The organism is Pseudomonas sp. AC247, assembly GCF_979258015.1.
In genome coordinates this window covers 3518542-3531857 of sequence record NZ_OZ409829.1, presented here as the reverse complement: position 1 = coordinate 3531857, position 13316 = coordinate 3518542, and the positions used below count along the sequence as shown (strand labels likewise).

15 protein-coding genes, 1 tRNA gene and 1 pseudogene are annotated in these 13316 nt (G+C 46.8%); 8 read left to right on the top strand and 9 right to left on the bottom strand.

Going from position 1 to position 13316, the window contains the following annotated elements; translation table 11 throughout:
- The first annotated feature begins 103 nt into the window (after positions 1-103).
- From ACZZ0B_RS16070 to ACZZ0B_RS16040, 7 genes are all read left to right on the top strand, one after another.
- Positions 104-180 (top strand) — tRNA-Val (locus tag ACZZ0B_RS16070).
- 255 nt (positions 181-435) lie between these two features.
- Complete coding sequence (locus ACZZ0B_RS16065; protein WP_463545751.1) at positions 436-831, top strand: hypothetical protein; 396 nt, start codon at positions 436-438, stop codon at positions 829-831.
- A 304-nt stretch (positions 832-1135) separates the two neighbouring features.
- On the top strand, positions 1136-1390 hold the full coding sequence (locus tag ACZZ0B_RS16060; protein WP_264364856.1) for a hypothetical protein: 255 nt from the start codon (positions 1136-1138) through the stop codon (positions 1388-1390).
- A gap of 3 nt (positions 1391-1393) precedes the next feature.
- The gene (locus ACZZ0B_RS16055; RefSeq protein WP_463545750.1) at positions 1394-1666 is read left to right on the top strand and encodes a hypothetical protein; all 273 of its coding nucleotides are present in this window, start codon (positions 1394-1396) and stop codon (positions 1664-1666) included.
- A 524-nt stretch (positions 1667-2190) separates the two neighbouring features.
- Positions 2191-3330 (top strand): protein kinase family protein, encoded by a 1140-nt coding sequence (locus tag ACZZ0B_RS16050; RefSeq protein ID WP_463545749.1) that lies wholly within the window; start codon positions 2191-2193, stop codon positions 3328-3330.
- Between the two features lie 79 nt (positions 3331-3409).
- Positions 3410-4663 (top strand): HAD hydrolase-like protein, encoded by a 1254-nt coding sequence (locus ACZZ0B_RS16045; protein WP_463545748.1) that lies wholly within the window; start codon positions 3410-3412, stop codon positions 4661-4663.
- Between the two features lie 2 nt (positions 4664-4665).
- Entirely contained in the window at positions 4666-5649 is a 984-nt protein-coding gene (locus ACZZ0B_RS16040) for a DNA-processing protein DprA (protein ID WP_264364859.1), read from the top strand.
- Positions 5650-6078: 429 nt separating this feature from the next.
- On the opposite strand, the gene ACZZ0B_RS16035 is transcribed toward ACZZ0B_RS16040, so the two are convergent.
- The 3 genes from ACZZ0B_RS16035 to ACZZ0B_RS16025 all read right to left on the bottom strand — a co-directional run bounded on the left by ACZZ0B_RS16035 (position 6079) and on the right by ACZZ0B_RS16025 (position 7669).
- Positions 6079-6717 carry a recombinase family protein gene (locus tag ACZZ0B_RS16035; RefSeq protein WP_463545747.1) on the bottom strand — a complete coding sequence of 213 codons (639 nt, stop codon included), beginning with the start codon at positions 6715-6717 and terminating at the stop codon, positions 6079-6081.
- Between the two features lie 143 nt (positions 6718-6860).
- Positions 6861-7076 carry a hypothetical protein gene (locus tag ACZZ0B_RS16030; RefSeq protein ID WP_463546944.1) on the bottom strand — a complete coding sequence of 72 codons (216 nt, stop codon included), beginning with the start codon at positions 7074-7076 and terminating at the stop codon, positions 6861-6863.
- 341 nt (positions 7077-7417) lie between these two features.
- Complete coding sequence (locus tag ACZZ0B_RS16025; RefSeq protein ID WP_463545746.1) at positions 7418-7669, bottom strand: helix-turn-helix domain-containing protein; 252 nt, start codon at positions 7667-7669, stop codon at positions 7418-7420.
- Positions 7670-8268: 599 nt separating this feature from the next.
- On the opposite strand from ACZZ0B_RS16025, the gene ACZZ0B_RS16020 reads away from it, so the two are divergent.
- Positions 8269-8715, top strand: coding sequence for a 3-isopropylmalate dehydratase (locus ACZZ0B_RS16020; RefSeq protein WP_463545745.1), 447 nt, complete (start codon positions 8269-8271; stop codon positions 8713-8715).
- Between the two features lie 653 nt (positions 8716-9368).
- On the opposite strand, the gene ACZZ0B_RS16015 is transcribed toward ACZZ0B_RS16020, so the two are convergent.
- The 6 genes and pseudogenes from ACZZ0B_RS16015 to ACZZ0B_RS15990 form a co-directional block, all read right to left on the bottom strand.
- The gene (locus ACZZ0B_RS16015) at positions 9369-10178 is read right to left on the bottom strand and encodes a hypothetical protein (RefSeq protein WP_463545744.1); all 810 of its coding nucleotides are present in this window, start codon (positions 10176-10178) and stop codon (positions 9369-9371) included.
- A 342-nt stretch (positions 10179-10520) separates the two neighbouring features.
- On the bottom strand, positions 10521-11018 hold the full coding sequence (locus tag ACZZ0B_RS16010; RefSeq protein ID WP_463545743.1) for a hypothetical protein: 498 nt from the start codon (positions 11016-11018) through the stop codon (positions 10521-10523).
- A gap of 11 nt (positions 11019-11029) precedes the next feature.
- The gene (locus tag ACZZ0B_RS16005) at positions 11030-11284 is read right to left on the bottom strand and encodes a hypothetical protein (RefSeq protein WP_463545742.1); all 255 of its coding nucleotides are present in this window, start codon (positions 11282-11284) and stop codon (positions 11030-11032) included.
- Between the two features lie 160 nt (positions 11285-11444).
- Complete coding sequence (locus ACZZ0B_RS16000; protein WP_463545741.1) at positions 11445-11687, bottom strand: hypothetical protein; 243 nt, start codon at positions 11685-11687, stop codon at positions 11445-11447.
- Between the two features lie 244 nt (positions 11688-11931).
- A pseudogene (locus tag ACZZ0B_RS15995) lies at positions 11932-12156 on the bottom strand (hypothetical protein); the annotation flags it as partial.
- A gap of 92 nt (positions 12157-12248) precedes the next feature.
- Positions 12249-13205 carry a tyrosine-type recombinase/integrase gene (locus tag ACZZ0B_RS15990; RefSeq protein WP_463545740.1) on the bottom strand — a complete coding sequence of 319 codons (957 nt, stop codon included), beginning with the start codon at positions 13203-13205 and terminating at the stop codon, positions 12249-12251.
- Positions 13206-13316: the final 111 nt, after the last annotated feature.

The following is a 13316-nucleotide window of genomic DNA, read 5'->3' as shown; positions in this document are numbered from 1 at the left end:
CAATGCCGCCGGGCCGAAATTAAATATTTTGCATATTCATAGGGTTAGGTGAAAAAAAGGTGTTGACACCCCTCCGGAATTCCGTAGAATGCCGCCTCACAGCAGGCACGTAGCTCAGTTGGTTAGAGCACCACCTTGACATGGTGGGGGTCGTTGGTTCGAGTCCAATCGCGCCTACCAAACAAAATCCGCTCTGCTGGGCGGTCTAGAAGGGCTCACCGAAAGGTGGGCCCTTTTTTGTGCTTCGGATTTCATGCAGAACGTTCACAAAATATAGGCTCCGTTCACACTGGGCAATGTGAACGACCAATCAGCCGCTTCTCATGCGCAATCCTTCCTCTATCTCCCTGTCTTTTTCACCACCTGTCTTCTCCCGCTTGAGCGAGCGTTTTTCAAACCGTCGTGCATGCACGGACAGTATGTGGCGCTACCCAAATGAAAGACGACCTAATCGATGAGGCGGGATTTGAGCTTGGCTTGCCCTCACATGAAGAGCTGCTGAAGCATCAATGCGACTTGTTGTGCTCGGAGCTTGAGCTGACTCGCCGGAATCTTCGGAGCGCACACAAGGAGTTGTCCGGGCTGATATCGATGTGCCGTCAGGCGGGCAAAGAGCTTGGCTCGCTCAAGGTTGAGCATGAGCGGTTGCGTTGGACGCTGAGCGATTTATACCGGCGGGAGAGTGGCAGGGAGGCGGGGAAAATGGTGTACCAGTACGGCGATCACACACCTTCTAAAAAAAATATTAAACGTACTGGGCCAGTCGGCACGGGGCTTGCAGGACGGTTCCGAATTTTAGATGCATTTACGCACTGGTTTATCCACATGTAGTACGTTGCAATTGTCACACGAAACGCAATATCCTGTATCTCAACGGAGCAAAACCCCTACATATAGGGCTTCCGTTAGCTGCTGATCTAGAATTAGTTACTTAGAAAAGTCTGCGAATGGTCGTGCTCGGTCTGGACAACTTAGATCACAACCATCCGCACCAACTAAAGCTAAACAGTAGCGATTACGTTAGCCCCAGGGGGACTGCATTGAGCCAAACATTGGCGGGATCGTCAACAGCTCTCTGCTGGTCGGCAATCCTTGGGGGTGACAATTCTATCCTTTGCTACAAAGGTAAAATGTCATGCCTAGTAATTCAAAGCAGTCCTCCGCGAAGGTGGCCAAGCTGGCCTCTGAAACCCTCCGCGATCCTCATGCCTCTGCAATCGCCAAAAGTCTCGCTGCCTCCGCGTTGGCCCAAGCCAACACTGGTAAGCAAACGAGTGCTGAGATGGAAGCGAAAGCAGGTCGGGTGCTTCAGAGTGAGAAGTACAGCGAAGAGACAAAGACCCTTGCTGGTTCGGTCGTATCTCAAGCCAACAAGGCGCGGGGGGATTGAGTCATGACCATTTTTGTAACCTTAACGGTGGACTTGAACGGTAACGTAGCTCAGTCAGCGAGGGCTAAGTTTTACGAATATCTCAAGGGTCAAAACTATTCAAAGCACAAGCTCACAACCTTGTGGACCGCGTGGTTCCTTCCCGGTAACACGATAGACAGTGCGGTCACTTTCACGAAGGCAACAGTGGCGGCGGCTGCACGTGCTGCGGGCATCTCGAATTATGAGGCTTTGGTCATGCCGGGGGAGCAGGGGCCAACAGAGTGGCGGCAGTAATAGTTTTGAAGGTCGTGGTGTGATGCAAAGCCCCGCTTCGGCGGGGCTTTGTATTGCGGTATCCGCTTTAGCCTAATGTCTGAACGCGGCTTTCTATGGCTGTGGCGTATAAAGCCAAACAAAGCGGGATCATTCCTGATCGGGTAGCGGTTCTAGAGACGGCCTCAGCACCTGATATTGCAGCGCTCTATGAGCCATGCCCTAGGTATTAATGGCATTTCGAAATCATTCGTATGCTGCTAGTCTTCTGCGGATGCGGGGGAGGCGATGAGTCAACCGACTCCACTCTCTCAGACGTACTCATTGAGGTTCATTTGGCGAGGATTGCTGAATGCAAACAGGTTTCCAGGCTCACGAAGTTCTGGGTTGTACGGTGTCTCAGCGCGCCTATTTCAATGAGCATAAAGGTTTTAATTCAATATATTCATCTATGCGCAACGACTATTCGTGCCTGGAAAGCATAAGGCCAAGTTTCTGTTATAAGCTTCTGGCGGTTGTAACTAAAGTTATAAGGGGGGGGTTAAATGGAGATTGACAAAAAAATTCACTTTCCCTTTGGTAGAAGCTTTATGCTTCGAGCCGAACTAGGTCAAGGATCGTGCGGCAAAACAGTTCTCCTACATGATGAAGTGATTGATGAGTATTTTGTTTGTAAAAAATACTCCCCCCTACTGGATGAGTGGAAGGAGCTTTTGTTTAAAGGCTTTGTTGACGAAATAAAGCTACTGTACTCGCTGCACCATATTAACGTTGTCCGTGTATTCAATTACATGCTGTACCCAGATAAATATAGTGGATATATTTTTATGGAGTACGTCGAGGGAATGGATATTGAAGAATATTTGACCCTACACCCTGAAAGCATCAATGAAGTATTCTTGCAGGTAATTGATGCCTTCGCTCATCTAGAGTCGCGAAATATTCTTCATCGCGATGTCAGACCATCTAATTTGATGGTTACAAACGACGGAGTCGTTAAAGTTATAGATTTCGGATTTGGAAAGAAAGTGCTGGAAGACGTGGATTTCGATAAGAGTATTTCATTAAACTGGTGGTGTGAACTTCCATTAGAATTTGAAAGCAAGCTCTATACGCACGCAACTGAAGTATACTTTGTCGGAAAATTATTTGAAAAGATTGTTTTCGATAACTCTATTTTCTCTTTTAATCATTCGCCTTTAGTTGAAAGAATGACGAAGCGATCACCTCATGAACGTACTGACTCTTTTGCTGGCGTGAGGGAAGAAGCATTAACTAATACGACAGAATCCGTAGCTTTTTCGGACTTAGAAATTTCGACTTATCAGGAGTTCTCACGAAGTCTAGTATCAGCAATTTCGAAAATAGTGTCAGATGCTAAGTATTTTGAAGTTGATGAATTTTCTGTCCGCTTGGAAAAAACCTATAAAAGTGTAATGCTTGAAAATCAGGTACCTTCTAATTCACAGGTGATTAAATGCTTTGTAAACGGCGCTTACTATTTCAGCAAAGTTAACCGAATGCCTGTTAATGTCATTAAGGAGTTTCTGCAGCTTCTATCCAGTAGCAATAAGGAGAAAAGAAACATTATTGAGGCTAACATTTATGCAAGGCTGGATGCGGTGGAGAAGTATAAGCCGAAACCAGTGCCAGATTTTAGTTCTTTTGACGAAATACCATTTTGATTTGCTTCGCGATCTATAGATATATTTAGAATGAAGTATTGGTCGATAAATAATCATACATAACCTAAGGGTGGCACGGATGCATTTTCAGTTATTGATATTTGATCTTGACAACACTTTAATTGAAACCAGTGATCTTGAATTGGACTTTCGCGGTTACGCTTTTAAAGGCGTCCAGTCGGCAGAATATATTAACAATCTCCGCGAAAGAGCAACAGCAATTCCCCAGCGGGTCATATACACCCTGCAATTTCTAAACCAGTTGAGATCGAAATATCCGAACCTCAAGCTCGGCGTATTCACGCGAGCTCCAAAGACTTATACGCATACCCTCCTATCGACATTCTATGCGGGATTTCATTGGGACTCTATAATCACAGCTGAAGATGTTGTTCATCCTAAGCCTGCACCTGATGGAATACAGCGTGCAATGGCTTCATTAGGGGTAGTTGATATATCTGCAGTAGTAGTGGTAGGAGACGGTAAAGTAGATATCAACGCTGCCTACGCAGCGGGTGTGTGGGCCGTTGCCGATACAACCACATGGCCGGACCGCCGCGTTCCAGACAACTATTATGTTACCGAACGCTTGCCTGATGCGGTGATCAACAATCCGGATCAGCTAAATAGTTTTCTAGAAAACCCAGTAAGCGGTTGGCCGCTCCTGGAACAGCTAGAGTATTATAAATCCACTCCGCCTATTGGATTGCCGGAGAGGGTAGAGGTGATAAATCACTTCGACAAGTCAGGTGACAACAGGCAATTCATCAAAGTTTCTGTGCTAGGGAGACGGTTTCGAAATGACGATTCCTTATCTGCAAGGCGTAAATGGCATCCAGTTTCACACGAAATCGAAAGCCATAAGAACTCATCAATTTTCCCATTTCACTGGATTGAAAGCTTACGCCGTTTTATTGCTAAAGATATAAATGTTCAGTTTGGCAATCCTGTAATTATAACTGTGATTCCTGCTCGTGCAGGAAGAACACCTCGCCTTGAGAATCTTTTAAACCAATTAGCTCTTTCCCATTCAACTACCCCGCTCACTGGAATTTTTGGCGCTGCTAATATAGAATTCATCTCCGACATCTTTGCGTATACGGATGGAATGCGCTCCAACCACGGGGAGAATCTCGGAGCAAAAGATCGTTTTATTAACGTCAGGGATCACATGGTCGTGCGACCGGGGTGTTCACCTAATGGAAAACGATATATAGTAATTGATGACGTGGTTACAACAGGTGCCACTTTATTTTATGCATCGCATTACTTAAAGAGTGCTGGTGCAGTTGATGTAACTTTGATTTCTTTGGCAAAGGCGGTTTCGGTTTAATAATGGTAATCTCAGAGCAAACGGAAAAAATGCTAGGCTTATCTTTACTTAAAGGTATTGGACCTGCTTCTTTGCATCAGATTGCAACCTTTCCGGATTTTTTGACTGAAGATATCGGCCGAATAGCGAACAAGCTTTCAAAGTTGCAAAAAGCAATTGACGGGCCAGGCGCTTGGGATACCGCGTTAGAACAGGCTCGCTATCAAATAGCACAAGCTGAAGCTTCAAATTGTCGAATTCTAAGTTTACTTGATTCCGAATATCCGTCATTGCTTCGACTTACTAAAGACGCCCCTTACATAATATATGTAAAAGGAAAACTTCATCTGAATCCGGAAAAGTCGGTCGCGATCATTGGCACTCGCCAACCGACAGCTCATGGCACATTAATCGCAGAAAGAATTACTAACTTCTTTGCAAAGAATCAATGGAGTGTTGTAAGCGGACTTGCATTGGGTTGTGACACCATTGCCCATCAAGCTGCTTTAGTTGCGGGAGGTCATACTGTTGCGGTGTTAGCCCATGGGTTACATACAATTTCACCATCTAGTAATAAGCGTCTTGCATCAGAAATCCTTGAATCCGGTGGGGCATTAATAAGTGAGTATGGGTTTGGTAGCGCTGCAATCCCTGCCCACTTTGTTAAACGGGATAGAACGCAAGCCGGACTTGCTCAAGGTGTTATTATGATTCAATCGGATATAAGAGGGGGTAGTCTCCATGCATCTCGCGCAGCCCTACAATATGGCCGCTGGCTTACTGTGCCTTATCCAACTGAAAGAGACAGACAAGCTGAAGAATCAAAAATTCAAGCAAATATGCTATTCGCCTCAAACAAAACGAGTGAGATATCTGATCTGTTGAAGTGTGATATAAAGGACTTGGAAAGACTTCATATAATTACGGGCAAAGAAGATTATCAAAAAATAATTGGACTTGAAAAATACACAGATAAATCCCAAAAAACTGTCGTCAACCTTATTTGATCCCTGTAATCAATCATCCAACGATGGTCGAGCCCGTCCGATTTGTGCTGAGATGATTCAAGTAGTTAAGTGCAAATACTTTTTTGTTGATTAGTCTCTGGTCGGCATAGTCACTTGTCGTACGCAGGGCGTGATTGGACCTGGTCTGATGGCTTGTCTGCACCAGGTGTCGGTCACTCCGCCACAACTCCTGAAATTCACAGATTTGCAATCTGGGATTCAACGTTCTTGATAGTGATCCAATCCGATGGATGTTTGGATATTGGTCACGAGAATTTAACCGTCCCACCTTTTGCAGAAGGGTGAGTGCTCAAATTTTTGCAAAATCCGTGTGGATGTTGTGCGATGGTCGGTATGCAGTCGGGGGTTACGCAGGATAGCGTAAAGGCCGTTTTAACTTGATGTGATTGTGACGCACAGCCTAGCCGTTTATCGTTGCTGGGTGAGCTTATGCGAGTCACGTTTGATTCTGTACACCGTTGCGACACCACAGTCGGCGAGCTTTGCAATCTGCTCAGCAGACATTGTTGGATGCTTCGCCAACAACGACTTCACCTGTTCCCACAGCGTGGCATTCCGCCCCTTACCCGATGGTTTCCAATCCGGTTCAGCAAGTTTTTTGTTCTCTAACCCTTGCTTGATTCGTTCCACGCGCTTGTCCTGATCCAGCCGTGCCATGGTCGCCATAAGATCAATCAGCATGTTGTTGATCACATCCATGATTTGCCCAGTGATTCCCTTCGCTTCAACCAGCATGTGACTGGTAGGTAAGTCAGCTACAACAAGCCGCAACCCCTTGGCCTTCATCGTGTCCTTGAGCGTGTCCCAGTCAGCTTGGGAGAGGCGGCTCAGGCGGTCTACAGACTCAACCAATAGCACGTCTCCACTCTCGGCAGTATTGAGCAGAGCAAGCAGTTCAGGACGATTAAGTTTGGTTCCGCTGATGTTCTCCGCATGCACGCCCACGATGCTCAACCCTTTCTCGGCAGCGAACAACTCAAGGGCGACTTTTGCACGATTGGCATCCTGATCTTTGGTCGAAGCTCTGAGATACAAGTGGGTATTCATTGCTGGCTATCCTTTGGTCTATTTAATTAATAGATTAATGATAGCGTATCGTTAGTCTATTTAGAATAGATTATTGATGGATAAATGCGGGGTGCGATGGACCGACTGCGGACTATCGGAGGGCTAGAGTCAATTGATAGTGGTTACTCGCGTATCCGAAGAATGCCAGTGGCGATGGCCGAGGCATTTTTGTCGATTGTTTCCAAGGCGGATATGACGCTCTCATGCACCTCGGGTGAGCCTTTTGACCTGACCCACACGGCTAGTTCTTCAATTGCAGCAGCAATCGCGTGCTGGTTGTGCAGCAGAAGCGTCAGCACGTCCGCTGTGTCGATGTGGGCATCTGTATTGTCTGGCATATCTTTATCCTTGAGCGTTGAGTGGATGGGCTTCAAGGCTCTTGCTCCATATGTGACAGAAGAGCGCAGGCCGCGACGATTTGCTTACGTTTTTTCGAAGATTTGCTACAAATTTGGGGTGTGAGGGCGAGAGTGCAGTGCGCTTGGCCTAAAGGTGCTTCAAGCCCAGGTTTAATCAGTGTTGCAGCTTGATCGCTACAAAATGCCGACGCACAGCCCCTGTTATTCCCCCTGATACTAGCTCTGTTCAAACGCCTGAAAGTAGTCGTTTATGATTGGCTGACCGTCGAGGGATTAGCTTGGAGATGCGGTAGAAGAGCAGTGGTCAGCAAAGGGCTGAATTAGTTAGAAACCGCGATAGCGTTCTCTAGCTCCTGTACAAATTTGCAGAGACTAATCCCAAGCACCTTGCACAGGTCTCGGAGCTGAATAATATCCAGCCGACGTGTTCCACTTTCTACGTCACTCATAAACGATTGAGGGCGGCTCAAAGCCTTTGAGCACTCAGCCTGTGTCAGCTTGGCTGCATTCCTGTGCTTCTTCAAAAGTGATAGCAGTACGTCGTGTTCGGGTCTATAGATCGTTTTTGGCATGGGGGAGGCCGTTTCGCGAGATTCAGCCCAGCAAGCTATATCTGGTTTTCAGATATCTGAAATTCAGATATTCTCGCTGTTCTGCTTCCTCCCAATATGGGAAGAAGCATTCATCGTTGACCCTCCTGAAACTCATCTGGGTGACTACAGGCAGTGAATAATCGGAATGAAATCGTTATGAGCACTCTAAACACGTCGGCTGCAACCTTGATCTTGAGCATTCTGTGTAGCTCAGGGCTACAGGCAGCTAACAAGGTGTCATCGGTGCAAGGCGCTACGGAGCTTTACGCTCTTAAACTTGAGCTTTGTACAGGAGATTTGAGTTTCTGCCAGGAATTTCCAGTAACCGAGAAAACAAACCGAATTTACATGCATGACATACTATCTTGTACTCAGACAGGGAAAGGATTGGCGCTAATTAAGGCTAATGAAAGCTCTAAAGAAAACGAGCTTACTTATAAGGTTACTTGCTCGGGTAAGAGCTATGATGCCCCGATAATTAACACCTATATACCATCTGAAGATTTCATGTAGGAACGCAACTTGCCTCAAAGCAATAGCACTCAAATCTTCATTTCACCTAAAACAAGGAAGAACTCATGCGACCAATGATTGCCGTTGCCGTTGCCGTTGCCGTTGCCGTTGCTGCGATTGCGATTTTGAACGGCTGCGCGTCACCTCAATCTGCCGGGGATGCTATACCTGTACCTGCAAATCGATTGCTTGCCTACCAATCAGAAGACAAGGGACGCGATGCCAGCGTCACCGTTATCAGGGAGGGAGACGTGAATGGTGCGGGTTGTTTATTTGCTATTTCTATCGATGGCAAGCTTGTAGCGCAAATTGGTGGAGACGAGAAAGCTCGTTTTTATTTGAAGCCGGGTAGAAGGCTAATCGGCGTTGGGCCAGACCCTGAAGCAACCGGACGGTGTGGCGGCTCTAGTGCGTTCAGAAGAGAACTGGCAACATGGATACAGATTGGTGAGAACCAAATATTCAGAGTTGTCTTCCAGCCAATGATGGATATTCGTGCATCCTCGTACTAACAGCCTACTGACACATACAATACGTCGTAGAAAACCTCTGAGCGCCGATGGTCGCTCAGGGGGAGGGCGCATATTACTTTAAACGTGAAGTCGCTCAGAAGCGATTGCGGAGCCTTGCAGCTATCGTGCACAGTCTAGATGCTAATCAATCCTCTGGAAGATAATGATGACGTATCGTGTTCACCGTCAACGGTGAAAATGAATGTCTGAAGCTTCTTTCACTTTCCTCTCCTTCTGGGTGTACTTAAAATGTATTTCTGTGTGTCTCACACAGGACGTTGCTGACATGGTCTCATTGTCAATCAGGAGTGACTTCTAGAGTTTATCAACTCTAATGCATAGACATGATAGCAAGCTGAACGAAGTGAAGTGCTCTAGAGAGGTGGAGTAGCGAAGCCCACCCGCTTTTGATATTCTGCTGTGGAACAGAATAGTTATTATCTGTCGTAACGACAGAATAGTATTCTTTGAATCCATGCTTTTTACTTGGTGGATTTGCTTGCACATCTCTCTTTCACTTTCCCTAGAGTGCTTGCACAGGGTATTACCCTGAAGAAATAATGCCTCTGGATGACCTCCAGAATAACAAGTTTCTTCGCTTCGCTCATACCTTCTCGCCCACTCTAAGGTATGGGTGGCGCGACTGGGTGAAGTCATGCCGCTGCTTTCAGCCAGCCTTGTTCCTGTGCGAAATCGAGGAAGTAGTCATGTGTCTTAGGCTCTGGAATAAACTTATCGACCGACTGCCGAGCCTTAATTCGCTTCGATGCCGGGGTGTCGGAACTTCCTTCAAGCGCGTCAGTAGCCTTCTTGGATCGTTCGAGTAGTGCAGAGATGGGCTCTTCACCCAACCCACTCATGAGTTTGAGAACGTGGCGGCGAGCCGCGAATCGTTGTTTGATAACGGCTTGGCTACTATCATTCTCGCTGAACTCAAACATGAATTCATTTATCAGTTCATCAAGGCGAGAGGAAAGCACGCTCGCGGCCTGCTCAAGAGAGGTGCGGCTTCCAGTTGGAACTGATTCGTCAACCCAGTCCGGTATGAATTTGGCGTCTTGACCACTGGTGACTGTCTGCTCCATTATCTTTGCCTTTACACGTTTGATGGTGTGTTTGTCGAACAAGCTTTCGTAGCGTCCTTCAGAATGGTTCCATGCACAACCATATTCAGAGTGGAGGACGCTACGGAGTTCATAATCCTTGACCCCTTGCGCTCTGGTTGCGAGGTCGTAGATTTGCTTCACTGACTTGTCGAATGCTGTTGTTGGGAGTTTGTTGGTTACAGGAACGCCAATAACAGCTTTGCGGACGAAGTGTTCACTTTCGCCTGTGGTAGCAGCAATCTTTCGTCGAGACATGCCTGTGACATGCAATGCAATAACCCGCTCTGTGCGAGCATCGTCATTCGCAGCATGTTCGGTGTTAAACGATTTTGATGCGGCAGAATTCTGAATTTTCATTGTTGTTTCTCCTTTTTCAGTTCATTTCATAGGCATTGCTCTCAGTAGCTGCCAGTGGGTTTGGGGAAAGTTAAGATATTCAAATCGGTGTGGGTTCTCGTCTCCAGCGAATGAAAACATTCTCTAAAAAAGGCGTCAAGCATCTTTGACTTTTCTAAATAAAAAATAGTTTTCTAAAGAAAACGAGTTCTGTAAATGAAGTCGGCTACACTCGCATGAGGAACTGACGGCAAGTAAAAGCCCCGCACAGCCTTGGTAAGCTGTCGGGGCGATGATGGGTAGGGTTGCATTGGGGAGCGACCTGTAAACGCGTTATACGAGGTTCTATCTGGCGTCACCGTGTTAGTCAGGCACTACGAGTTCGGCCCAAACATCGTTAACCTCTTTCTCCACTTCAGCAAGCAGCTTAGCTCGTTTATCGGCCAGCTTTTTCTGCTCAGCCAGTTCCGCTTTCTCCAACAATTGCTTGGTGAGGAGTTCTCGGTATTGGGCAAGCTCTGTTTCCAACTCAGCAATGTAGTCTTGCTTTACTTTTTCATCAATGATCGCCAAGTCGGCAGTTTGCAAGTGCTCCGGTTTGATCATGTGACAGTGATAGTTCATGCTACTCATAGTCATAGGATAACGATCGGTCAAGATGTAGCCCTCACCGAATTTCTCAATCACCCTAGTAAGAAAGAGATATGGAAGCTCCCCCCGCACCATCTCACAATTTTGATCGGTTGACCGATACATAGAGTGAAAAGCCTGCTGGCGTAGTAGCAGTTCGTTAGCATCATACTTCCTAGGTGCACCCTTGATTGATATGCGTGTCCTTGGATTGGTAGCTGTATTGGTCATTAAATTATTCCTTATGATTGGTTGGTTTGTTGGTTGTTATCATCTGCTTTCATTTGTGCAAGCCGTTCTCTCATCTTGCACAGTAGAGATTCTTTGTATGCATCACCATCAAGCTTCTTGGCTGATTGCTTAGTAATAGTATTTATAATGGCGGTATCAATCTGCTGTGTAGCTTGTGTGCATTCCTTTGCTTGTTGTTGCATTGCACGTCGTCGCTCAAAAGCTCTCGCAATACCACGACTGAAGTAATCCGGACTAGCACTCATAGCAATTCATCCTTGTTGTTCAATTTCTTCCGGCCAGTGCCTCTCAGGTTATTTGCAATCGTCGTAAGCATTACTTGGAGCGTGTGTTGCTTGTTTGTGTAACCCGTACAATCCATGATGAACTCAAGGTGTGCGACCGCCCTGTCATTCAATTGCACTCTCATTGCTCACATCCTGCAATCGCTTGAGCTTGTAGATAATCACTGATCGATACACCAACAGCTTCGGCATTACCTTTAATGATTTCATAGTTGGTGAAATTGAACATCAATTTAACTGAAATCACTGCTGATTGCTTTGCATGCCAAATCCGCCAGCGGCAAGTATTTGAACATGTTCGGGCATGACTTCTTTTATTGGTTAGCGCTGTTCCGCAACTGGAACATTGTTTTGTTTTGGACATAATAGACCCTCCATTGGATTGGTGGTAATAAAGGCTTAGTGTTTGTTAAAAAGTCTGTTTCGAGACATTAAAAAAGGTCTAACCGTTAAGTAAGACCTTTTGAAATTAGGGGGTAAGGAAATGGCTAAGCTTGGTAAATGGGTGCTCAGATAGGCGGTGTTGCCTCTCTCTCCTTATATGCACCATTCTACACTAGGAAGCGCACTTTTGTCAATATGTTGAGCAACTTTGTCAAGCGCTTTCTTTAGCTATCTTTGAGTGTCAAAGTTGAGTTGATATCGCTTAGCAGCGAAAGGTGTCCCAATGCTTCGACCATAGCTTTTATCGGGATACGGCTGCCGTAAACACCGAATGTCACGGCAGAGTCTTCGTGACTAGCGATACGCTTGATCAGGGAATCTTGTACGCAAGCATTCCTTAAGTCATCGATCATTGTGTGACGGAAACTGTGAAAGGTTTTCTTGGGGTCGTGGCTCAGCATGCTGCATTGGAGCTGACGAATCATTTGGAAGGGGAGAGGCAGCCAACTCCTATCTCATCATGGCTGCCCGCCCTGTTTGATCAGTCGATCAGGTGCAGCACGTCCCTAACATTGAGGTGGGAGTATCGCGCCACGGATCGTGTATCTCTATGCCCTGACACAATCATGATCTGAGCATTGTTGAAGCCTTTCTTTGCGACGTTGGTGATTCTGGTGTGCCTGAGTTGATGTAGCCTGACACTGCTGTCTAAGCCAGCCTTCACACGTGCCAAGCGCACGGCTTGAGTAACGGCGTGCGGTGTAACGGTAAACACTTGACCGTTTGGGTGGCGTGCCACAATGGCACAAAGTTGGGCGAGTTCAAGAATCTCTACCGCACGGTGGGTGAGGGGAACTGACCGTGTACCATTCTTCCCGTCGATAACATCAGCGATACGGTCCTTGAGGTGGAGGCAGTCTTTTGTCAGCTTCAGAATTTCGGATCGTCTCATGGCAGTCTCATAAGCCAGTTCAACGATGAGCTTCATGGTGGGTGAGAGCTTCGCCAATAGTCGCTCAAGCTCGCTCGCTCGGATCACCTTGTCAGAAGATCGGTCTGGCTTCGGTAGGGCGATATCACTCACAGGGTTGTGAATGTCGATCAGCAATCCGCGTTTAGCGAACCTGTAGAAACGTGACATGAATGCAAGCTGCGTCCTGCACGTCGATGGCTTCACTTTTTTCAGTCGCATGATCTTGAAGTCGTTGATCATCTGAGGCGTTATTTCGTGAATGGGCTGTGTGAAGTGTCTGCCCAGATGCTCCACGATTTTCAGTGCGTGGTCGTAGCTGCCTTTGCCCTTCAGCATGGTTTCGCAGTAGGTCATGCCCAGCGTATATATAGTGTGATGCTTGCGATCCACCGTCACGGCTTCGATCTGTCTCGCCCATAGTTCTGCTTCGGCCTTCGTGCTGAAGGTTTTTGACTGGGGGGATTTACCTTTAACCCGTACCTGAGCGTTCCAGTTGCCGGATGGGAGTAAGCGAAAGTTAGCCATTTTTGACGCCTCATGATGTGAATGGGCGTTCTGAGAAATCCAAGAGCACCAGGGCTCGGAGCTCGCTTCGAGCAGACCTTGACATGGTGGGGGTCGTTGGTTCGAGTCCAA